Raw genomic sequence first — 21,013 nt, forward strand, 5'->3', positions numbered from 1 at the left:
AACGTCGCACCCACGAGGAGCGTGCCCATGACCGCCCGTCCGATTTCCGAGACCATTGCCTCGCTGATGCCCCGCGCCAAGGCGGAGCTGACCGAGCTGGTGGCCTTCCAGTCGGTGGCGGATCCCGCGCAGTTCCCGAAGAGCGAGTGCGAGGCGGCCGCCGACTGGGTCGCCGACGCGCTGCGCGCCGAGGACTTCCAGGACGTCGCCCTTCTCGACACCCCCGACGGCACCCGGTCGGTCTACGGTTTCCTGCCCGGTCCGGCAGGCGCCCCGACCGTACTGCTCTACGCGCACTACGACGTGCAGCCGCCGCTCGACGAGTCCGCCTGGCTCTCCCCTCCGTTCGAGCTGACGGAGCGCGACGGCCGCTGGTACGGACGCGGCTCGGCCGACTGCAAGGGCGGCTTCATCATGCACCTTCTCGCCCTGCGCGCCCTCAAGGCCGACGGCGGCGTCCCGGTCTCGGTGAAGGTGATCGCCGAGGGTTCCGAGGAGCAGGGCACCGGCGGTCTGGAGCGGTACGCGGAGGCGCACCCCGAACTGCTGGCCGCCGACACCATCGTCATCGGCGACACCGGCAACTTCCGGGTCGGTCTGCCGACGGTCACCGCGACGCTGCGCGGCATGACGATGCTGCGGGTCACGCTCGACACCCTCGAAGGGAACCTGCACTCCGGGCAGTTCGGCGGCGCCGCCCCGGACGCGCTGGCCGCGATGATCCAGCTGCTGGCCTCGCTGCGCGCCGAGGACGGCACCACGACCGTCGACGGGCTCGCCACGGACACCGAGTGGGACGGACTCCAGTACCCGGAGGCCGATTTCCGCAAGGACGCGAAGGTCCTCGACGGGGTCGGGCTGATCGGCACGGGCACGGTCGCCGACCGCATCTGGGCCCGGCCCGCCGTCACGGTCATCGGCATCGACTGCCCGCCGGTGATCGGCGCGACGCCGTCGCTCCAGGCGAGCGCGCGGGCCCAGGTCAGCCTGCGGGTCCCGCCGGGCCAGGACGCCGCCGCGGCGACCGAGCTGCTGACCGCCCACCTCAAGGCCCACGCGCCGTGGGGGGCCAGGGTGACGGTGGAACAGGTCGGCCAGGGCCAGCCGTTCCGCGCGGACACCTCCAGCCCGGCGTACACGTCCATGGCGCAGGCGATGGAGGTCGCGTACCCGGGCGAGAAGATGCAGACGTCCGGCATGGGCGGCTCGATCCCGCTCTGCAACACCCTCGCCGCCCTCTACCCGGAGGCGGAGATCCTGCTGATCGGCCTGAGCGAGCCGGAGGCACAGATCCACGCGGTGAACGAGAGCGTCTCGCCCCAGGAGCTGGAGCGGCTGTCCCTCGCCGAGGCCCTGTTCCTGCGCAACTACGCGGAGTCCAAGCGCGCCTGATCACACGGCACCGATCGCGCCGCGTTCCGGCGAACCGGGTCCGGACCACCCTCCATGGGTCGGTCCGGGCCCGGTTTCCTGGGACCGGACCGTGACTACGGGGGCGGGATCGGCCGGGCACCGCCGACGGAGGCCGTACGCGTGTTCCCGTACCGACGTCCGGCCTGTTGCCGCCCCGGCATCGGAAGTGGGCGTTTGCCGGACGACGGTCGTGGAACTCGCCGGCCTTCGCGCCAGGAGTGGTCCGAGAGCGTCACCGGCGCGGCGCGTCCGCCACCGGTCCGGCGGAGGCTGTCCGTGCGGCCTCACCTCCGCTACGCGCTCGGCGAAGCTCGCCCAGAGCGTAGACCGACGACTTCGGGTGGGCCGTCCGCATACGTTCGTGGCATGGACCTCGTCGAAGTACTCCCCCAGCTGCACATGTTCCGCTTCCCCATCGGCCAGGCGTACCTGTGGCACGACGGCCCCGATCTGACGCTGATCGACGCGGGCGACAGCGACGCGGCGTCCGCGATCGAGGACGGGATACGCAGCCTGGGCCTGGACCCGGGCCGTATCTCCCGGATCGTCGTCACCCACGGGCACTGCGACCACTACGGCGCCGCGCAGGAGCTCGCCGACCGCCACGGCGCCGAGATCCTGGCCCATCGGCTGGACGCCGCGGTGATCCGGGGCGAGGAGGAGATCGCCGATCCCGTCCTGCTCGACTGGGAGCTCCCGCTGTGGGAGCACACGCGGACCGTGCCCCCGGCCCCGCCGACCCGGGTCGACCACGAGCTGGCCGACGGCGACGAGCTCGGGTTCGGCCGGGGGGCCCGGGTGGTCCACTCCCCGGGCCACACCCCCGGCTCCATCGGGATTCATCTGCCGCACCACGGTGTGCTGTTCACCGGGGACTGCGTGGCCGCGGTCGACCGGGTGATGCTCGGCGTGTTCAACATCGACCGGGAGCAGGCCCTGTCCTCCTTCCGGCGGCTGGCGGCGCTGGAACCGGACACGGTCTGCTTCGGGCACGGCGATCCGGTCACCACCGGCGCCGCCGCCGCGATGCTCGCGTCAGCCGACCGGGACTCCGGCCTCCAGGTTGAGCACGGCTGACCGCTCACGGGCGCGCAGTGCCCAGCGCAGCCGTTCGTACCGGGTCGGAGGCAGCAGGGTGGCCGCTTCCGCCTCGGTGACGAACCGCCAGCCGCGCAGTTCGGATCCGGGCAGCAGCAGCCGCTGGGCGTCCGCGCCGGTCAGCAGACCGCCGTCGAAGATCAGCCGCAGCCCGCCGTAGCCGGGCGGGCTGGGGGCCTCCCAGTCGACGACGAGGAGCTTCGGTACCCGGTCGAGACGGATGCCTATCTCCTCGGCCACCTCACGGATCCCGGCCTGGGCCGGTGCCTCGCCGGACTCGACCACTCCGCCGGGGAATTCCCAGCCGGGCTTGTAGGTCGGATCGACGAGCAGCACCCGGTCGTGCTCGTCGAAGAGCAGGACGCCGGCCGCCACGGTCTCCGCGGTCGGCTCGGGTGTCTGCACGATCTCGCACGGGGTGGCGGCGCCGCTGCTGACCGCCTCGGCGATGCGCTCGGCCGTTCCGTACGGGGTGAGCGCGCCGGTGTCGATGACGTGGGCGTCCCGGCCGAGCCAGCCGAGCGCCGCCCGGTAGGGCTCGATGTGCTGGTAGGCCCACTGCCGTACCCGTTCGCTGTGCTCCGGGTCGTCGGGGTACTCCACACGGTCGGCGATCCGCTTACGCAGGATCGTTTCCTCAGGTGAGAGCAGGACATGGCGGACCGCGATGCGCCGGGAGGCCAGCCCTCCGAAGATCTCGTCGCGGTACTCCTGCCGCAGCAGAGTCATCGGCACCACCAGCACACCGGACACCTCGGCGAGCAGGGCCGCCGCGGTGTCCACGACCAGTCGCCGCCAGATCGGCAGATCCTGGAAGTCCGTCACCTCGGCGAGTCTCTTCTGGGGCAGCAACTGCCGCAGCTCCCCACCGATCAGTTCGGGGTCGTAGAAAGTGCTGTTCGGGATCAGATCGATCAGTTCACGCGCGGCGCTCGTCTTGCCCACGCCGAACGCACCGTTGACCCAGACGATCACGGTTCCCCCTCTTCCGTAGCCCCCTGTGGCTTGCCCGCAACACCCTGCCGCGAAAACCCGGCTGTGGCGATGGCTGATTCCCGAACGGAGGCTCCGGATGCCCATGGCAGGCGCCCGTTCGTATGCGTCCGGCCGTGCGCACGGCCGTAACGGTGGGGCGGGAAGGTCGTTGGAGCGGACATGTCCGACCGACGACCAGGGGGTGCAGTGTGCGTCGCACCGTGCTCGAGCGGTTTCCCGCAGGAGGGCCGCGGGGCAGTTGGCCTGCGGAGGAGTTCGCGGCAGCCCGTCGCTGCGAGGGCGTCGCGGCCGAGGTCGTGATGGATCTGGAGCAGGACGCGTTCCTGGTGGTCGTCCCGCAGCAGTCGCCGGACCGGGGCCGCTGAGGCCGGGGCCCGGTCCGGTCCCGAGCCGCGTGCCGTTCGGCCGGACGGGCCGGGGAAGCCCCCGGAAGAGCCACCGTGCCTCTCCCCTTCCCTCACCCTTCCCTCACCAGCGGAGGCGGCGGATCCGCCCCGGGCGGCTGCCGCAGTCCCCTACCCCTTGCCGGAGCGCAGGGTGAGGCCCGCGATGAAGTGGCGCCGGAGCAGCAGGAAGATCGCGAGCGTGGGCAGGACCATGATCACCGGGCCCGCGGCGAGCAGGTTGCAGTCGGTGAAGAACTGCCCCCTGAGGTTGTGCAGCCAGGCGATCAGATGCACCTGGAGACCGGCCGGGACCTCCTTGTCCAGCTTGGCCAGGAACTTCTTGAACTCCGCTGCCCGGTGGCAGCGGTGGAGGGAGCCGATGACCTTGCCGGTGGCGATCTCGAGGGCGGCGAAGAGAGTGGTGGTGCCGGCCCGGATGTAGTCGTGACTGCGGCGTTCCGGGACGCCCGGCATCATCGGCAGCACGGGCTGGGACCGGTCCAGGGCCTGGATCTGCGACTTCTCGTCCACGCAGAGGACCAGGGCCTTCTCCGGCGGGTCGAGGCAGAGGCCCACGACGTCGCGGACCTTGTCGATGAAGAACGGGTCCGTGGACAGCTTGAAGTCCTGCGAACGGTGCGGGGCCAGGGCGAGCGCCCGCCAGATCCTTGAGACCGTCGACTGCGACATGCCCGTCGCGGCGGCCATCGAGCGGGTCGACCAGTGCGTTGCGTTCCTCGGTGTCTCCTCAAGCGTCCTGACGATCACTCGTTCCACATCGGCGTCGGTGATCTTCCGCGGGACACCCGGCCGGGGCTCGTCACACAGGCCGTCCAGACCATTCGCCAGGAAGCGCCGTCGTCAGGTGCGGACCGTGTCCGGAGCGGTCCGCAGACGACGGGACACCTCCATGATCGAGTAGCCGTCCGCGCACTCCAGCACGATCCGCGACCGCTGAGCCGGCGCCTGCGCAGTTGTACGCCGACGCACCCAGCCTTCCAGTACGGCCCGTTGGGCATCAGTCAGGGACAACGGCGGAATCTTCGGGCCCGGACGACTCATACCGAACTAACGCCAAACCTCAGACTCACGTCACTGGGCAGTTTCGTTTGGATCCGCGGGTTGACCATCAACCCGCGGATCATCGAGCTGTACGGGGAGGACGTCACGATCACTTCCCTCCTCCCCGAGCCGGGTGCGGACACTACACCGGGCCTCCCCGTGGCGCATGGACAGATCGAGCGGGCGGCGCTCAAGCTCCGGGCGGGGCGCCCGTCTCAGGATTTCAGGACCCCGTCGGCCACGGCGGCGACCACGCCGTCCACGTCGCAGGTTTGTCCCTTGACGAAGTCGGGGACGATGGCGAGCTTGACGACGCCGGAGACGTCGATCGTCACGGTTTGGGGGCGGTTGATCTCCACCCTGACGTTCTTACGGAGTTTGCCGTCACCGATGACCGACAGCCGGCCGGACACCGCGACACCGTCGTCGTCCAGGCCTGCAGTGAAGGTCAGCGTCTTGTACTTTTCGTTGATGCTGTACTCAAGGCTCGACGTACAGGGGTAGGTGATGACCATCGCGCCGGGATAGGGCTTGCCACCCATGGTCACGTCCTGGATCGAGAAGATCTGGTCGGGGGCTATCCCGAGCGGGGTGAGGTCGGCCAGGAGCACCTCGTTGGCCGATGGCGGCGCGGTGTCGGGGGGCGACCGCGTCTCGGCGCCCTCCGGCACGTCCGGGGGCGCCGCCGTGACGGTGGCGGTGGCGGTCACCGTCTCAGTGACGGTCACGGGCCTGGCGGAGGGCGAGTCGACCACGGTCGGCAGTCCGAAGAAGCCGAGCAGGAGACCAATGACAGCGGCGCCTGCCGAGATGAGGGCGGCTATCTCGCCCAGTCGCCTCCGCGTCGCCGGGGGGCCCGGATCCGGCTGGGGTTCCGGACCGGGCGCAGGCGTTGGGCGTGCGGGGGGTAACGGCGGCCTAGTACCGTCGTCAGGCGGTGGTGCTGTACTCACAGAACAGGTCCTTTCCTCGCATGATCGCAGTGCATTAAACGGGCCCGACGCCACGTTTCGCTAGGGTCTCTCGCTTGGATCACTTCCACTCGCCGCCCGGACGGACCGCTGGATCGCCGACGTGGAACGCCGCGAAGCCGAGCAGCAGCAAGGTGCGGAGCGCCGGCCGCCGACACCGGACTGGGTGGTGGAGCTCAGCATCGGTCTCGGTGCCTGGGCCATCGAGGTACATGCCGGACACTGCTGCGCCATCGGGAAACGCCACCGGGCCATCAGCCGCGAGCAGTCCCTCGCCGCCCTGGCCGAAGGAATCCGGGCGTGCGCACACTGCCAGCCAGACACTGAGCTCGGGGTGCTGTGAGCGGCAGCCCGGCTCACCCTGGAGGGATAGGCGCCCCGATAGTCGTCCACGGCCTGTCCCGCACCGGTGGGCGGAGAGCCACGATCAACGGGGAGATCGCCGGGCTCGCCCATAACGACCGTGACCTCGTCGAATCCCTCAGGCGGGCCGGACTCGAAGACGCCTGGGACCTCCTCGACGATCCGCACTGGATTGAATGGCGCAGCGGGCGGGCGCACCGGAACGAAGGGGCGTTTGGGGCCACGCGCACTCGCTCGGATTCAGGTCCACGGCGTCCTTGCCGTAGTACGTACGGGCCGCCGCCGCGGCGGCGGGGGCCGTCGGTGCGGTTGCCGAGGCCGACGCAACTCCCTGGCCGAGGAGCATTACTGGCGGGTGCGCACTGCCCTCCATCCCGCCCCGGGATGGTGTCGTCCGTCGCGGTTCGCTCCCGAGCTGAAACCGGCGGCGGTGGCGGCGCTGTACCGACAGTTGCGCAAATCGCTGGAGTACGGCAAGAACGAGCCGGATGCCGCCGACTTCTACTACGGCGAGTGCGAGATGCGCCGCCACGCCCCCGGCCGGCCCTGGGGGGCGGGCACTGCTGAGTTTCTACTGGGCCCTGTCGGGGTACGGGCTGCGTGCTACCCGCGCGCCAGTCCGGCTGGGGGCGGCCATGGTCGCCACGATCGTGGTGATGATGCTGTGGGGTCTGCCCGCCGATGACCCGAAACCGACCACCATCGGCTGCCAGGTCGCCGTCGGACAGAAGATCGTCCTCACCACCGACACACCCGACCCGGTCAACCCCACCGGCCCCCTGGTCGAACGCATCACCACTGAACGGTTCGAGAAGTCCCTACGGGTGGTGGTCAACTCGGCCGTCCTCCGCTCCTCTAGCCAGGACCTGACCACCTTTGACATGTAAACCGACATGGTCTCCCGAGTGGCTGAGCCCGTCCTTCTCGGCCTGGCGGTCCTGGCCGTCCGCAACCGCGTCAAACGCTGAGCCGCGTTCCCATCCCCAAGGGGCGCAACGCCGCAACTACCGAGCGCTGAAGCAACCAGTGCGCCCGATCCGCCACAAGCCGACCCCGCCTGCTGAAGCTTCCCGTGCAGCCCGACGAATGGCGTGTCCCACTGTTCCGTCATGCAGGTAGCCGACGCGACGCGCCTTCAGAAGCAGTGGGAAAAGAAAGGCTCTCCTTCGTGTGAGCACCCTCGTCCGGAGAAGGAGTACCACCTGAGTGCGCAGACAGGCGACAAGGTGTTCACGACGTGCGGCCAGGACTTCTCGCCCGCCGAACTGCGTGACATGAAAAGGTAGTCCAGACGACACGATGCCCCCGCCGCCAATGATGGGGGCGGGGGCGTCTCGTTACTCAGGCGGCATCGTCCTCAGCGGCCGGCGGGATGTCGGGCTCGACGAACAGCCCGGCGTATTGCGGCTTCGACTGTTCCTCGACGAGCCCGAGGTCGACGAGCTTCTCCATATCTGCGGCGCTGTCGTCCACGCTCCGCTGTACCTGCCGCGGCGGAATGTCAGTCATCAAGTCTCCTGTACATCGAGGTTGCCGCCAGGGCGCCGAGGCCGAGGAGGCTGCGGGACTGGTCCGGCGCCGGAGTGGCGGCGCCGGTACGGCGCCACACCAGGGCATCCGGATCATCCAGCGGCACCTGGAGACTGTAGCCGTCCGGGCAGGTCTGCCCGGACTCGCCGTCCGCACCGTCGCGTCCATCCGTGCCGTTCTTGCCGTCGGTGCCCGGCGGGCCTGCAGGGCCGGCCGGTCCCGGGACGGTCGAGTCGGCCCCGGGCCGCCCGGTCGCACCCGACGGGCCTGGTACCGGGGTAGCGGCCGGACCAGCTGGTCCCGGCGGGCCCGGGCCCGGGATCTGTACGGGGATCTTGGCGCGGGACGGTAGGTCATCGATCGCCTGTGCGGGGTCTGGGGCGGCCGGGGTATCGCCGTGGGCGCGAACCTGCGAGCGGAGCCTGCGCACGTCGGTCGAGAGCGTCGACACCCCGCTGCCGCGCCGGTCCGCCACGGCCGCCATCTGGTCCGCACGGTGGTCGGCCTGAGCGATCCGCAGGAACGCCAGCGCAATTGCACCGCCGAGGAAGAGCAGCGCCGCCACGCCCCAGAGCAGGCCCCGGCGGCGGTGGAAGAGGCGCTCCGCCCGCGTCACGGTGTGCCTCCCAGCTGCGTCACCAGCAGGCGCAACCGCGCGCCCTCCGCCCGCTCCGCCGCCAGATCGACGCGCAGCGTCGCCGGCTCGGAGAGCAGTTCCTTCCGTTCCTCCTGTAGCTGGTCCGTCAAGCTGTTGAATCCGGTCAATGCTCCGCCCTCCCGGGTCGCCCTGGCTGCGCCCCGGGATCCGTAGATGGCGGCCACGGCTGCCACCGGGCCGGCCGGCAGTGCACCGAGGGCGGTGAGCACCGCGGCATCCATGTGTCCCCTTGGCACTGTACGGGCAGGCCTGCGACCCTGGATCGGGTCGACATGGTCGCTCAGCAACTGCTCGACGACCGCGGCCGCAACCTTCTTGATGCAGGCGCCCCTCAGGGCCATGGGATCGTCCTTGCCCGGGGCGGTGGAGCAGCCGGGTGACCAGTTGGCGGGGTGCTTGAGCCGCTCGGCCACATCGGCGCGGAACTGGGCCATGCCGATGCCGCGCGGGTCGACCTTGTCGCTCGACCACTCGCGGTGGCCGATCACGGACTGCGCCGCCCGGTCGTGCGCCCGGCATAGCGCCACCTGTACACGCACGATCACGTCGTACCGGCCGGCCGGCCACGGGCCCTTGCCGTCGCCGAGTTCTCGCACTCCCAGCCGTAGAAGTGCGATGCGCGTTGCTGTCGCCCCCGTTGCTGTTGCCGGGGGTCGGGGAGGTCGGGCGGGTGTCGTGGGACTCGGCTTCGACCTGGTCCAGCACCTTGGGGTCGCCGGCGCCGGCGTGATTCGCGCACGCCTTCGGCGCGCGGAGCGGTGAGGACCGCCGGGGCTGACAGGGGAACGGCCATCGGGCCTCCAGACATGAGGACGCCCCCGTGATCGTGCACGGGGGCGTCGCTTTGGATGTGGTCAGGCGGAAGCTACGCCTTCGGTGGCAGTGGTCGGCCAGGCGTCGCCGGGCTGGCGACACAGGTAGACGCGGTTCGCGTAGGCCCGCACGGACGAGTAGGTGGAAGCAAGGCTGGCTATGTAGGCCTCGGCGGCGGCCTGCGCCGCGGCGTCCTCGTGTGGCAGCTGGGACAGGGACGAGCTGAGCGGGATCTCGAAGGTGGTGCCGATCTCAACGCCTTCCGCGTCTGCGTAGGCCGTGATCGTGAACTGAACGGCGTAGGCGCCTTCCGGAATTGACATAATTGCTCTCCTCATGCAGGGGCCCGATTGGGACCGTGGTGCCAAGTGAGCCTAAAACAGACGATGTTGGGCGTCACATGCATGGGACAGGGTCAGGGGGTGCTGATGCTCACGATGTGGATCAGGCCTGCGGCGGTCGCGTTGTAGTTGCGGCCGACGAATACCGACCACGGCGCCCGGTACACCTTGTCCGTCACCGTGGTGGAGATGCCCGCCTCAGGCACGGACACCGTGATCTGAGTGGCGGTGATGACGCAGCGCAGGGTGTAGACGGTGTTTGCCGTGAGGGCGGCGCCCGCGGCGGTGTTGGCCAGCTGGGTGGACGTGCCGGCCGTGGCGTCGTCGCGGTAGATGCGCAGGGAGCCGGAGTTGCTGACCTGGACGGTGTACCCGTTGTGCAGGATCTCGGCCGAGGTCAGTGTGGTGGGTGCGTCGTCGGCGCCCAGGTGGAGGGAGAGCAGCGACCAGCCGGCACCCCCGGCCGTCGGCACGCTGAACCGGACCTCGAAGGTTCCGGTCGGCGGCGTGGGACTGACCTCGCCGGCGAGGAGTACCTGGGTGTCGGTCGAGGAGGTGGGTGCGGGGAGAGGGATGCGGCCACTGGAGTCGAGCACGGGGCGGGCCTTGCCGGAGGGTGCCCAGCCGAGCCCCCAGAACCCGGTGTTCGTCGACGTGGCCGTGCGGCGCGGTGCGCGGCCGGATACGTAGCCCGGGTAGTCGGTGACGATCCCTCGGCAGCCGAGGGCGAGGGCGCGGTCGCGCTGCACGCGTCGGGTCAGGGTGTGCGCCCAGGCCCCGAGCGGCGGGTCTGCGGCGACAGCCGCCGTGATGAGGGAGTCGGATGCGGCTATGTCGATGTCGAGGACATCGGCCCCCGCGGCGACGAACCCGGCGAAGTCGTCGCCCGCCATCTGTGCGGCGGACCGCCACAGGTGAGCCCGGCACCCGGCCGCCCGGACGAGCGGTACCACCGCCGGATCGTTCGTGTTGATGAGCACGGAGTCCTGCAGCCCCCGGTCCAGGATCAGGCCGGCCAGCGCCTGTACCCCGGTCGGGTCCTTCGCCTCCACGGTCATCACCCGCACCCCGCCGAGCTCGTCGAGGACCTGGGCGACCGTGGGCACGCCGAGGGCAGGCGACGCTGCGGCGAACCATGTGGCGGGATCGGCGCGGAGCTGGAGCCACTGGGCGAGCCCGAACGCGGCCACCGGTCCGGAGCGGCCTGTCGTGCGGTCCACGGACGCGTCGTGCATGAGCACGGGTGTGCCGTCGGCGAGGACCTGTGTGTCGAGGTCCAGGACGTCCGCCCATGGGGTGGACGAGCGGAGCGCCTCCAGGCTGTTCTCCGGGGCCTCGCCTGCGCCGCCGCGGTGGGCCGAGTACAGGATGTCGGGCAGGTTGTCGAAGGTGATGCTCACGTCTGCCTTCCGTAGATCATGCGGACTTGTGCGGCAATACTGCCGGTGCCTGTGAGGCGCCGGGCCTTGACATCGAGGGTGAACTGCTCGCCGGTCTCCACGCCGTCGATGATGTCCGTGACGTCGAGGCCGGATCCGGCCGAGACCGATGCGCCCCAAGCCGTGCCGTTGACTGCGAACCGGACGTCACCGGTTGCTGCGCCGAGGACAGCGGTGTGGGCGAACACCCTTAGATTCAGCTGCTACTTGACGTTGTACGCGGAGCTGGAGAAGTCGGTTGCGCAGGTACAGAGAGCGCCGTCCGGGGGCACCTCTCCAACACCCTTGCCTACGCGATCGATGACGAGCGGATCTCCCGAAACCCTTGCAAGGCCAAGACGATCAAGCCGTCCACGGTACCTGAGCAGAAGGCGCGCGCTTGGACGCGATCCAGGGTGACGGCAGCCAGGAGCGAGCTGCACCCGCGCTACCGGACCCTGGCCGACATAGGGGTGGGAGCGGGCTCCGGGTGAAGCGTGCCGCCTGCAAGCCTGTGTTCGGCCCTCCCAAGGGCGGGAAGGAACGCACAACTCCCCTGCCGGTGTTCCTGGCTGCTCGGATTCGAGCCCGCAGGGCGGCATTCCCTCCCCAGCACGTCGCGTTGCCGTGGCAGGGCCCGTGTCCACCGACCGTGATGCTGTTTTCGCGGGTCAGCCCCTACCCCTTGCTGGAGCCCAGGGTGAGGCCCGCGATGAAGTGGCGCTGAAGCAGCAGGAAGACCACGAGCGTGGGCAGGGCCACGATCACCGAGCCCGCGGCGAGCAGGTTGTAGTCGGTGAAGAACTGCCCCCTGAGGTTGTTCAGCGCCGAGGTGATGGGGAGCTTGTCGCCGTCGGAGATGAAGACCAGTGCCCAGAGGAAGTCGTTGTACATCCAGGTGAACTGGAGCGTGCCGAGCGCGGCCAGGGCCGGGCGGCACAGGGGCAGCGTGATCCGCCAGTACTGGGTCCACACACCCGCGCCGTCGACGATGGCCGCCTCCAGGATCTCCTGCGGCAGGGTGCGCATGAAGTTGGCCAGGACGAAGACGCAGAAGCCTAGCTGGAAGCCGATCTGGACGACGACGACGGCCCAGTACGAGTCGAACATCGTCATCGAGTCGGACATCCAGTAGGGCAACGGGATGCGGTTGAACACCACGTAAAGGGGCGTCACGATCACCTGCTGGGGCAGCAGGTTCCCGGCGGTGAAGAACATCAGCAGGACGAGCCCGCCGCGCATTCTCAGGCGCGCCACCGCGAAGGCCACGAACGAGGCGAGGAAGAGGGTGACGAGCACCCCGGGGATCGCGATGATCATGGTGTTGACGAAGTACTTCGTCATGCCGGAGTCGGTGAACGCCTGCCGGTAGTAGTCCAGGGAGAGATGGCGGGGCAGCGAGAAGTAGCCGTGTTCCGACGTCTCGTCGTACGGCCGCAGCGAGGCGTACACCGCCAGCAGGAGCGGAGCGAGAAAGGCGAGGGAGACCGCCATCAGGAAGGCATGGACACCGATCCGGCCGGCCCGGTTCCGGCGCCGGGCCGCGGCGGGAGACGGCGGCGCCGGCCGTGCGGCGGGGCGGGCGGGGGCGGCTTCGACGGTCAACGGTTCTTCTCCCCTCGGAGCTCCTGGACCAGATACGTCACGACGAATCCCAGGGAGACGACGAGCATGACCACGGCGATGGCGGAGCCGAAGCCGATCCGGCTGGCCTCACCGATGATGTTGTCGGTGACGAGCACCGAGAGCAGTTCGAGCCCGTTGCGACCGTGGTTGACGGCGTACACGATGTCGAACGCGCGCAGCGACTCGATGACGGTGATGACTCCGACGATGACATTGACCGGCCGCAGGGTGGGCAGGACGATACGGAAGAAGGTCTGCGCCTCTCCCGCCCCGTCGATCGCCGCGGCCTCCTTCAGCGAGGGGTCGACGGCCTTCAGTCCGGCGAGGTAGAGGATCATCACATAGCCGGTGTGCCGCCAGGCCGCGGCGAGCAGGACCATCCAGATGTTGAGGTCCGGGTCGCCCAGCCAGTCCGTCGGTGAACCCGTGTCCCCGATGATCGCGTTCAGTGCGCCCTGGTCGCGGGAGAAGACCAGCTGGGCGATGAATCCGACCACGGCGAGCGACAGCACGACGGGCATGTACAGCGTCGACTGGTAGAAGCGGCTGAAGCGCACCCCCCGGTCGATGAGCACCGCCAGCAGCAGCCCGAACGGGGCGGCGACCAGCCCGAGGAAGGCGAGCCAGAGCAGATTGTGCCGGGCCGCGGGCCAGAACTGCGGGTAGTTGGTGAAGAGGTTCTCGTAGTTCTGCGTACCGACCCACTTGATGTCACCGATGCCGTCCCATCCGGTGAAGGAGAGCACCACCGAGGCGAGGGTCGGCCCCCAGACGATGGCGGCGTCGAGCAGGACGGGTATGCCGAGCAGCACACCGAGTACGGCGAGGTCGCGGCCGGTGAACCGCCGCGCGGCCCGCCGTCCGGTGCGCCGGGCCGGGATCAACGACACGGTCGGTACTCCAGATTCGGTCGGATGCCATCGGGGTCGTCCGGGTCAGTCCGCGGCGAAGATGGTCTTCTTCTGCCGTTCGATGTCGTTGACCAGTCCGTCCACGTCGGCCGGGTCGCTGATGAACTTCTGGATCGCCGGGACCATGACCGTGGAGGAGAAGTCCGGCCTGGTGTCCCGGTCAAGGAACTGGGAGATCTGCTTCGCGCCGGAGACCAGGTCCACGGCCTTCTTCTGGAGCGGTGAGTACGCGGAGATGTCCGCCTGGTCGCTGACCGCGATGTTGTTCGGGTCGCTCTTCAGGTAGACGTCCTCGGCCTTCCCGGTGGCGAGCCACTTGAGCAGGTCCTTGGCGCTCTCCAGGGTCTTCTTGTTCTTGAGGTTCTTCGACTTCTTCGCCAGCAGGAAACCGTCGATGGGGGCCTCGACCGCGTCCTGCCCGTGCGCCGGGTCGATGACGGGGAAGGGGAAGAAGTCGATGTCGTCCTGTTCGTCCTCGGGGAACTGGGCGCCGGGGTGCGGCAGCCCGAAGACGGCCATGCCGGCCTCCTTCTTCTGAAGGCTGTTCGCGGCCTCCTGCCAGGTACGGCCGTTGGCGCCCTGCTGGCAGTACGGCAGAAGCCGGCGCCAGGTGTCGAAGACCTCCCTGACCCGCTTGTCGGTCCAGGCGACTTCGCCCGCCATCAGGCTCTTGTGGAATTCGTAGCCGTTGGTCCGCATGTCGATGTAGTCGAAGGTGCCCATGGCGGGCCAGCCGTCCTTGTCACAGAATGCGATCGGGACCAGCTTGTCCTTCTTCATCTGCCGGGCGAGCGCCACGTACTCGTCGAGTGTCTTCGGCGCCTGATATCCGCGGTCGGCGAAGAGGCTCCTGCGATGGAAGACGGCCCACGGATAGTAGTAGTACGGCGTGAGGTACTGCTTGCCGTCCGCCCCGGTGGACTGGGCCTTCAGCGCGGGTGAGAAGCCCTTGTAGTCCTGCCAGTTGTCGCTGATGTCGTACAGCAGCCCCTTCTCGGCGAAGAACTGCATCCGGTTGCCGGCGAACCACATGAAGACATCGTCCGGCTTGCCCTGGAGATACCGGCTGATGTTCTCCTGAAAGGTGTTGTGGTCGACGGTGTTGACCTTCACCTTCCGTCCGCCCGACTGCGCCTCGTACGCGGCGAAGGCGTCGGCGAAGGCCTTCTTCGGAACGGGGTCGGAGGAATTCGAGCCCAAGGTGATGGTCTTTCCGTCGCCACCGGGACCTCCCCCGCAGGCGGCGAGCAACGCGGGCAGCGTCACGGCGCCGGCACCGACGGCCGCACCACGCAGCAGACTTCGCCGGGACATCCGATGTCCCGCGACACTCCTCGGTACACCTGACCTGTCGTCACCAGACTGCGTCATGCCCAGCTCCTCCGGAGATGCAACCCAACACAACCGAACGTGCGATGGGATCTCACTCCCAAGTGATGGCGCAGTCAAGGGTTTTGACGAGATGTCGGGCAAGCGTTGCCACCCCTCTACCAACAGACTCCAACAAGCCCTAACGTAATCGCACGCATTGGCGTGCACATGCTGTCATCCGATCATGCACGAGTATGGAGGAACGTAACGATGCGTCATCTTCCAACCCGTACAACCCGAACCGGCTGTCGCGGAGTCATCGGAGCGCTGATGGCCGGGCTGTTGTGTGCCGCGGGCACGACCGTTCCCGCTCTCGCCGACTCACCGGCTTCCGCTCCGGGGCACGCGGTGGCACCGCAGTCCGGAAACGGCCTTGCGCTCACTCCGCCGATGGGGTTCAACAATTGGAACTCCACGCACTGCCGGGCCGAGTTCGACGAATCGATGGTCAAGGGCATCGCCGACATCTTCGTCGAGAAGGGACTCAAGGACGCGGGCTACAGGTACGTCAATCTCGACGACTGCTGGGCGAAGCCGCAGCGCAACGCCGAGGGCAAGCTGGAGGCCGATCCCCAGCGCTTTCCGAACGGGATCAAGGAAGTCGCGGACTATGTCCACTCCAAGGGCCTCAAGATCGGCATCTACACCAGCGCCGGCACCAAGACCTGCGACAGCGTGGGACTTCCGGGCGCACTGGGCCACGAGTACAGCGACGCACAGCAGTTCGCCGACTGGGGCATCGACTATCTGAAGTACGACAACTGCAACAACCAGGGCGTCGACGCGAAGCAGCGCTACACGACGATGCGGGACGCGCTGGCCGCGACCGGCCGTCCCATCGTCTACAGCATCTGCGAATGGGGCGAGAACAAGCCCTGGGAGTGGGCCGGTGAGATCGGCAATCTCTGGCGCACGACCGGCGACATCAACGACAGCTGGGGCAGCATGCTGTCGATCATGAAGAAGAACCTGCCCCTGGCGGCCGCCGCCAGTCCGGGGCGCTGGAACGACCCCGACATGCTGGAGGTCGGCAACGGCGGCATGACGGACACGGAGTACCGCACGCACTTCTCCATGTGGTCCGTGATGGCGGCGCCGCTGCTCATCGGCTCCGATCTGCGCAAGGCGAGCCCGGAGACCTTCGAGATCCTCTCCAACCACGAGGTCATCGCCGTCGATCAGGACCCGCTCGGCAAGCAGGGCACCGTGCTCTCCTCCACCGACGGGCGCTGGGTGGTCGCCAAGGAGATGTCGGACGGCAGCCGCGCCGTCGCCCTCTTCAACGAGACCGGCAGCGCACGGCGCATCGCGACGACGGCCGAAGCGGTGGGGCTGCCGAAGGCCCCCGGATACACGATGCGCGACCTGTGGCAGCACAGGTCGTACAACACGGCGGGCACCGTGGCGGCGACCGTCCCTGCGCACGGGACGGTGCTGCTGCGGATCGCCGCGGACGGCACGTGGGCCGCACATCCGCCGGCCGTGGAACTCGGTCTGGAATCCAGCCCGTTGACCGAGGCCGGACGCACCACCACGCTGACCACGACCGTCACCGGCCTGGGCCGTACCCCCGCCACCAAGGTCTCCGCGCTGCTCACCGGCCCCTCGGGCTGGCAGGTGAAGGCGGTGTCGCCGACCGGTTCGCCGGCCCTGCCGACCGGCCGGTCCCTGGCCACCCGCTGGCAGGTGAAGGCCCCGGCGGGCACCCCCACCGGTGCGTACGATCTGGCACTCGACGCCCGGTACCGCTCACCGGACGGGACGCACGTCCGGTCCACGGTCCCGTTCCAGGTCCATGTGGTGGTCGCGCCACCGGCGGGCGGCAGCTACCTCGGCGATCTGCCGCAGCTCTCCGCCGCCAACGGCTGGGGCCCCGTCGAGCGGGACACCAGCAACGGCGAGAGCGCTGCGGGCGACGGGAATCCGCTGACCATCGGCGGCACGGTCTTCGCCAAGGGGCTCGGCGTGCACGCCGACAGCTCCGTCGAGTTCTACACCGGCCGGGCGTGCGACACCGTGACGGCGCAGGTGGGGGTCGACGACGAGAAGGGCGCCAAGGGGACGGTGACCTTCGAGGTCTGGGCCGACGGTACGAAGGCGGCGTCGACCGGTGTACTGACCAACGCGATGCCCGCTCAGCCGGTCACCGCGGACGTCAGCGGTGCGCAGGTGGTACGCCTGGTGGTCACCGACGGCGGGGACGGTGTCGACTCCGACCACGCGGACTGGGCGGACCTGCGGATCACCTGCTGACGAGGGAACGCGATGGCGGCGAGCCACGCGTGCGGCCGCCGGGCGGGATCCAGGAGCGAGATCCTGGCACCCGCCCGGCGCTTCTCACCTGTCGCGCCGGTCAGCCCTGTGCCGTCACCACGCCGCCCGGACCGACCCGCGCCGCCGCGGCGGCCGCGCCGACCAGTCCCGCGTCGGTGCCCATCACCGCCGGGGTCACCTCGATCCGCCGGATGAAGGAGAGCGTGGCGTACTGCCGCAGGGCCCGGCGCAACGGTGCGAAGAGGATGTCGCCCGCACCGGCCACGCCCCCGCCGATCACCGCGATGTCGATCTCGACGAGCGCGGCGGTGGCGGCGATCCCGGCGGCCAGTGCCTGGGCCGCGCGCTCGAACGAGGCGAGGGCGACCGGGTCCCCGGCACGCGCGGCGGCGGCCACGGCGGCGGCCGAGGCATCGCCGTCCGGTCCGGGCCGCCAGCCGGCCTCCAGCGCCCGGCGTGCGATGTTCGGACCGCTGGCGATGCGCTCGACGCAGCCGCGCGATCCGCAGGGGCACGGGTCGCCGTCCAGGTCCACGCTGACATGACCGATGTGCCCGGCGTTGCCCGTGGGACCGGGGTGCAGCTTGCCGTCGAGGACGAGCCCGCCGCCGACACCGGTCGACACGACCATGCAGAGCGCGTTGTCGTAGCCCCGGGCGGCGCCCAGCCAGTGCTCGGCGGCCGTCATCGCGACCCCGTCGCCGACCAGTTCGACGGGCAGCCCGCCGGCCGCCTTGCCGACCCGCTCCACCAGAGGGAAGTCGCGCCAGCCGGGGACGTTCACCGGGCTGACCGTGCCGGCCGAGGCGTCGACCGGGCCCGCACTGCCGATACCGACCGCCGTCGCCCGCCCCCACAGCGGGGAGCCGGACAGCTCGGCGAGGACCTCCGTCACGGCACCCATGACCGTCTCGGCGCTCTCCCGGGCGGGCGTCGGCCGCTGCGCCCGTACGAGAAGAGCGCCGTCGCCGTCCACCAGCGCGGCGGCGATCTTGGTGCCGCCGATGTCCAGCGCGGCGACGAGGTCGGTATGCATCGGTGTGGCTCCGTGACTAGGGGGCGGGGACCTGCGGCTTCAGGAAACAGTCTGCCCAGTCTCCATTCAGCTGACAACGTTGTCCAGGGCCTATGCTCGACGGCACAGCCTCCGGCCGGCTCCGCGGCACCGCCCACGGACCCACCGGACCGCCCGCACCCGAGGACAGGACAGCGCACCGTGGCCGAGACCGCCCGTCACTCCGAGACCCGTTACGGCAACCGGCCGACCATGAAGGATGTGGCGGCCCGCGCCGGAGTGGGCCTCAAGACGGTCTCCCGCGTGGTCAACAGCGAGCCGGGGGTCACGCCCGACACCGAACGCCGGGTCCAGGAGGCCATCGAGGCGCTCGGCTTCCGGCGCAACGACAGCGCGCGTGTCCTGCGCAAGGGCCGCACCGCCTCGATCGGCCTGGTCCTGGAGGATCTCGCCGACCCGTTCTACGGACCGCTGAGCCGAGCGGTGGAGGAGGTCGCGCGGGCCCATGGAGCCCTGCTCATCAACGGGTCGAGCGCCGAGGACCCGGAGCGCGAGCAGGAGCTCGCACTCGCCCTGTGCGCGCGCCGGGTGGACGGGCTCATCGTGATTCCGGCCGGTGACGACCACCGCTATCTGGAGCCGGAGATCAAGGCGGGCGTCGCCACCGTCTTCGTGGACCGCCCGGCGGGCCGCATCGACGCCGACATGGTCCTCTCCGACAGCTTCGGCGGCGCCCGCGAGGGCGTCGCCCATCTGATAGCGCACGGCCACCGCCGGATCGGCTTCATCGGCGACCAGCCGCGCATCCACACCGCCACCGAGCGGCTGCGCGGCTACCACGCGGCGATGGCGGACGCGGGGATCCGGGTCGAGGACTCCTGGGTGTCCCTCGGCCCGACCGATCCCGGCCGGGTCCGGGCCGCCACCGAGCGGATGCTCTCCGGCCCCGAGCCCGTCACCGCCGTCTTCGCGGGCAACAACCGGGTGACGGTCACGGTGGTGCGTGTCCTCGCCGAGCAGGAACGCCGTATCGCCCTGGTCGGCTTCGACGACATCGAACTGGCCGATCTGCTCGGCATCACCGTCATCTCCCAGGACGCCGCCGCCGTCGGCCGCACCGCCGCCGAGCACCTCTTCCGCCGTCTGGACGGCGCCGACCACGCCCCGGCGCGGGTGGAACTGCCCACGACGCTCATCGCGCGCGGCTCGGGCGAGCTGCCGCCCGCCTGAGCCGCGCGGTAGGTGACTACGGTGCGGTCACCGTGAGATCGGCCCGCCGCGGCGATGCGAACGCGTCCAGCTCCGCCCGCGTCAGCCCGGTCAGCCGGGCGACCTCGGCGGTGTCCAGGGCGCCGCAGTCGATGCCGCGCAGGAGGTAGCTGCTGAGCGCCTTGGCGGTGGCGGGTTCGTCCATGACGTCGCCGCCGGCCTTGGCCACGTACGCGGCGAGCCGCGCGGTGGCCTGCTCCAGACCCTCGCGGTAGAAGGTGTACACGGCCGCGTACCGGGTCGGCAGGTGGCCCGGGTGCATGTCCCAGCCCTGGTAGTAGGCACGGGCCAGGGCCCGGCGGGTGAGACCGTAGTGGAGCCGCCAGGCCTCGTGGACCTGCGAGGTGGGGCCGACCGGGAGGACATTGGTGGAGCCGTCCGAGACCCGTACGCCGGTGCCCGCGGCGGCGACCTGCATGACGGCCTTGGCGTGGTCGGCGGCCGGGTGGTCGCTGGCCTGGTAGGCGGCGCTGACACCGACGCAGGCGCTGTAGTCGAAGGTGCCGTAGTGCAGGCCGGTGGCACGGCCCCGCGCCGCGTCGATCATCCGGGCGACGGCGGCGGTGCCGTCCGCGGCGAGGATGGACTGGCTCGTCTCGATCTGGATCTCGAAGCCGAGGCGGCCGGCGGGCAGCCCGTGTGCCTGCTCGAACGCTTCGAGCAGGCGGACGAAGGCGGTGACCTGCTCGGGGTAGGTCACCTTGGGGAGCGTGAGGACCAGTCCGTCGGGCAGGCCGCCGGCCTGCATGAGGCCGGTGAGGAAGATGTCCGTGGTGCGGATCCCCCGGTCGCGTACGGCGGCCTCCATGCACTTCATCCGGATGCCCATGTACGGGGCCGCCGTGCCGTTCTCGTACGCCTCCGCGACCAGCCGGGCGGCGCGGGCCGCCGCCTCGTCCTCCTCGGCGTCGGGGCGGGGGCCGTAGCCGTCCTCGAAGTCGATGCGGAGGTCCTCGACCGGCTCGCGCTCCAGCTTGGCACGCACCCGGTCGTGGACGGGCGCGGCGAGCTGGTCCGGGATACCGAGGACGGCGGCGAACGAGGCCGCATCGGGGGCGTGCTCGTCGAGGGCCCCGAGGGCCTGGTCGCCCCAGGAGCGGATGGTGTCCGCGGTGAACGTGTCGCCGGGGACGTAGACCGTGTGGACCGGCTGGCGCGTACCCGGGTCTCCCGGGTAGCGGCGTGCCAGCTCGGCGTCGACCGCGGTGAGGGAAGCGCTGATCTCCTCGCTGACCGCACCTGCGAGGCTCGTTGCCACCTTCTCCTGCTGACCCATTTCCACACCCTCCACAGTCACGCTGTTTCCGCTTCCCGGAATCAACAATCCGTATAGTGAAGTTATAAGGCCGTCGGACCTGCGTCAATGGTGGTCGGAATGGGTGCGGGGCCGTGGGGGGGGGGGGGGCCCCCCCCCGCCCCCCCCCCCCCCCGCGCGCAAATATCCTATGTTAATAGGTCACCCCTCCACACAAAATAAAAAAAAAAAAAAAAAAAAACA

General features: G+C 69.8%; 20 protein-coding genes and 2 pseudogenes. 7 read left to right on the forward strand and 15 right to left on the reverse strand.

Annotated features, from left to right (window positions below):
* Nucleotides 1–27: 27 nt before the first annotated feature.
* The gene (locus ACWCPY_RS14015; protein ID WP_451264592.1) at nt 28–1,392 is read left to right on the forward strand and encodes a M20/M25/M40 family metallo-hydrolase; all 1,365 of its coding nucleotides are present in this window, start codon (nt 28–30) and stop codon (nt 1,390–1,392) included.
* A 387-nt stretch (nt 1,393–1,779) separates the two neighbouring features.
* A complete protein-coding gene (locus tag ACWCPY_RS14020) occupies nt 1,780–2,490 on the forward strand; it encodes an MBL fold metallo-hydrolase (RefSeq protein WP_451264594.1) in 711 nt (236 codons plus the stop codon).
* Here ACWCPY_RS14020 and ACWCPY_RS14025 read toward each other — a convergent pair.
* Complete coding sequence (locus ACWCPY_RS14025) at nt 2,449–3,486, reverse strand: NUDIX domain-containing protein (RefSeq protein WP_451264596.1); 1,038 nt, start codon at nt 3,484–3,486, stop codon at nt 2,449–2,451. The two genes, ACWCPY_RS14020 and ACWCPY_RS14025, sit on opposite strands and share 42 nt — an antisense overlap.
* Nucleotides 3,487–3,695: 209 nt before the next feature.
* Here ACWCPY_RS14025 and ACWCPY_RS14030 point away from each other — a divergent pair, with 209 nt between their 5' ends.
* Nucleotides 3,696–3,872 (forward strand): hypothetical protein, encoded by a 177-nt coding sequence (locus ACWCPY_RS14030; RefSeq protein ID WP_362453754.1) that lies wholly within the window; start codon nt 3,696–3,698, stop codon nt 3,870–3,872.
* A gap of 150 nt (nt 3,873–4,022) precedes the next feature.
* On the opposite strand, the pseudogene ACWCPY_RS14035 reads toward ACWCPY_RS14030, so the two are convergent.
* The 3 genes and pseudogenes from ACWCPY_RS14035 to ACWCPY_RS14045 all read right to left on the reverse strand — a co-directional run.
* Nucleotides 4,023–4,169 (reverse strand): annotated as a pseudogene (locus tag ACWCPY_RS14035) (carbohydrate ABC transporter permease); the annotation flags it as partial.
* A 6-nt stretch (nt 4,170–4,175) separates the two neighbouring features.
* Nucleotides 4,176–4,955, reverse strand: a pseudogene (locus ACWCPY_RS14040) (IS630 family transposase); the annotation flags it as partial.
* Between the two features lie 215 nt (nt 4,956–5,170).
* Complete coding sequence (locus ACWCPY_RS14045) at nt 5,171–5,683, reverse strand: NPCBM/NEW2 domain-containing protein (RefSeq protein ID WP_451264598.1); 513 nt, start codon at nt 5,681–5,683, stop codon at nt 5,171–5,173.
* Between the two features lie 346 nt (nt 5,684–6,029).
* Between ACWCPY_RS14045 and ACWCPY_RS14050 the strand changes: the two genes are divergently transcribed.
* Together ACWCPY_RS14050 and ACWCPY_RS14055 are read left to right on the forward strand one after the other, a co-directional pair.
* Nucleotides 6,030–6,269 (forward strand): DUF6233 domain-containing protein, encoded by a 240-nt coding sequence (locus ACWCPY_RS14050; protein WP_451264600.1) that lies wholly within the window; start codon nt 6,030–6,032, stop codon nt 6,267–6,269.
* 655 nt (nt 6,270–6,924) lie between these two features.
* Nucleotides 6,925–7,176 (forward strand): hypothetical protein, encoded by a 252-nt coding sequence (locus ACWCPY_RS14055; RefSeq protein ID WP_451264602.1) that lies wholly within the window; start codon nt 6,925–6,927, stop codon nt 7,174–7,176.
* A gap of 454 nt (nt 7,177–7,630) precedes the next feature.
* On the opposite strand, the gene ACWCPY_RS14060 is transcribed toward ACWCPY_RS14055, so the two are convergent.
* The 9 genes from ACWCPY_RS14060 to ACWCPY_RS14100 form a co-directional block, all read right to left on the reverse strand.
* Nucleotides 7,631–7,798: a hypothetical protein gene (locus ACWCPY_RS14060; protein ID WP_451264604.1), complete on the reverse strand. Its 168-nt coding sequence runs from the start codon at nt 7,796–7,798 to the stop codon at nt 7,631–7,633.
* Complete coding sequence (locus ACWCPY_RS14065; RefSeq protein WP_451264606.1) at nt 7,791–8,435, reverse strand: collagen-like protein; 645 nt, start codon at nt 8,433–8,435, stop codon at nt 7,791–7,793. The genes ACWCPY_RS14060 and ACWCPY_RS14065 overlap by 8 nt, the downstream gene beginning before the upstream one ends.
* Complete coding sequence (locus ACWCPY_RS14070) at nt 8,432–9,016, reverse strand: hypothetical protein (RefSeq protein ID WP_451264608.1); 585 nt, start codon at nt 9,014–9,016, stop codon at nt 8,432–8,434. The genes ACWCPY_RS14065 and ACWCPY_RS14070 overlap by 4 nt, the downstream gene beginning before the upstream one ends.
* A 315-nt stretch (nt 9,017–9,331) precedes the next feature.
* On the reverse strand, nt 9,332–9,613 hold the full coding sequence (locus ACWCPY_RS14075) for a hypothetical protein (RefSeq protein WP_451264610.1): 282 nt from the start codon (nt 9,611–9,613) through the stop codon (nt 9,332–9,334).
* A gap of 92 nt (nt 9,614–9,705) precedes the next feature.
* Nucleotides 9,706–11,031: a glycerophosphodiester phosphodiesterase gene (locus tag ACWCPY_RS14080; RefSeq protein WP_451264612.1), complete on the reverse strand. Its 1,326-nt coding sequence runs from the start codon at nt 11,029–11,031 to the stop codon at nt 9,706–9,708.
* On the reverse strand, nt 11,028–11,258 hold the full coding sequence (locus tag ACWCPY_RS14085) for a hypothetical protein (protein WP_451264614.1): 231 nt from the start codon (nt 11,256–11,258) through the stop codon (nt 11,028–11,030). The genes ACWCPY_RS14080 and ACWCPY_RS14085 overlap by 4 nt, the downstream gene beginning before the upstream one ends.
* 469 nt (nt 11,259–11,727) lie before the next feature.
* A complete protein-coding gene (locus tag ACWCPY_RS14090) occupies nt 11,728–12,654 on the reverse strand; it encodes a carbohydrate ABC transporter permease (protein ID WP_451264616.1) in 927 nt (308 codons plus the stop codon).
* Entirely contained in the window at nt 12,651–13,565 is a 915-nt protein-coding gene (locus ACWCPY_RS14095) for a carbohydrate ABC transporter permease (RefSeq protein ID WP_451264618.1), read from the reverse strand. Before ACWCPY_RS14095 ends, ACWCPY_RS14090 begins: the two co-directional genes overlap by 4 nt.
* 45 nt (nt 13,566–13,610) lie before the next feature.
* On the reverse strand, nt 13,611–14,900 hold the full coding sequence (locus tag ACWCPY_RS14100; RefSeq protein ID WP_451264620.1) for an ABC transporter substrate-binding protein: 1,290 nt from the start codon (nt 14,898–14,900) through the stop codon (nt 13,611–13,613).
* 327 nt (nt 14,901–15,227) lie between these two features.
* Between ACWCPY_RS14100 and ACWCPY_RS14105 the strand changes: the two genes are divergently transcribed.
* Complete coding sequence (locus ACWCPY_RS14105) at nt 15,228–17,210, forward strand: NPCBM/NEW2 domain-containing protein (protein ID WP_451264622.1); 1,983 nt, start codon at nt 15,228–15,230, stop codon at nt 17,208–17,210.
* 100 nt (nt 17,211–17,310) lie between these two features.
* Here ACWCPY_RS14105 and ACWCPY_RS14110 read toward each other — a convergent pair whose 3' ends face one another.
* A complete protein-coding gene (locus ACWCPY_RS14110; RefSeq protein WP_451264624.1) occupies nt 17,311–18,267 on the reverse strand; it encodes an ROK family protein in 957 nt (318 codons plus the stop codon).
* 180 nt (nt 18,268–18,447) lie between these two features.
* Here ACWCPY_RS14110 and ACWCPY_RS14115 point away from each other — a divergent pair, with 180 nt between their 5' ends.
* Nucleotides 18,448–19,476 carry a LacI family DNA-binding transcriptional regulator gene (locus ACWCPY_RS14115; protein ID WP_451264626.1) on the forward strand — a complete coding sequence of 343 codons (1,029 nt, stop codon included), beginning with the start codon at nt 18,448–18,450 and terminating at the stop codon, nt 19,474–19,476.
* A 16-nt stretch (nt 19,477–19,492) separates the two neighbouring features.
* Here ACWCPY_RS14115 and ACWCPY_RS14120 read toward each other — a convergent pair whose 3' ends face one another.
* On the reverse strand, nt 19,493–20,791 hold the full coding sequence (locus ACWCPY_RS14120; RefSeq protein WP_451264628.1) for a DUF6986 family protein: 1,299 nt from the start codon (nt 20,789–20,791) through the stop codon (nt 19,493–19,495).
* Nucleotides 20,792–21,013: the final 222 nt, after the last annotated feature.

Source organism: Streptomyces sp. NPDC002403 (genome assembly GCF_053593015.1).

What these genes read in the sequence shown, in the direction of transcription:
- ACWCPY_RS14015 (WP_451264592.1), top strand. Translation starts at nt 28, where the DNA reads ATGACCGCCCGTCCGATTTCCGAGACCATTGCCTCGCTGATGCCCCGC.
- ACWCPY_RS14020 (WP_451264594.1), top strand. Translation starts at nt 1,780, where the DNA reads ATGGACCTCGTCGAAGTACTCCCCCAGCTGCACATGTTCCGCTTCCCC.
- ACWCPY_RS14055 (WP_451264602.1), top strand. Translation starts at nt 6,925, where the DNA reads ATGGTCGCCACGATCGTGGTGATGATGCTGTGGGGTCTGCCCGCCGAT.
- ACWCPY_RS14060 (WP_451264604.1), bottom strand. Translation starts at nt 7,798, where the DNA reads ATGACTGACATTCCGCCGCGGCAGGTACAGCGGAGCGTGGACGACAGC.
- ACWCPY_RS14075 (WP_451264610.1), bottom strand. Translation starts at nt 9,613, where the DNA reads ATGTCAATTCCGGAAGGCGCCTACGCCGTTCAGTTCACGATCACGGCC.
- ACWCPY_RS14100 (WP_451264620.1), bottom strand. Translation starts at nt 14,900, where the DNA reads ATGTCCCGGCGAAGTCTGCTGCGTGGTGCGGCCGTCGGTGCCGGCGCC.
- ACWCPY_RS14105 (WP_451264622.1), top strand. Translation starts at nt 15,228, where the DNA reads ATGGCCGGGCTGTTGTGTGCCGCGGGCACGACCGTTCCCGCTCTCGCC.
- ACWCPY_RS14110 (WP_451264624.1), bottom strand. Translation starts at nt 18,267, where the DNA reads ATGCATACCGACCTCGTCGCCGCGCTGGACATCGGCGGCACCAAGATC.
- ACWCPY_RS14120 (WP_451264628.1), bottom strand. Translation starts at nt 20,791, where the DNA reads ATGGGTCAGCAGGAGAAGGTGGCAACGAGCCTCGCAGGTGCGGTCAGC.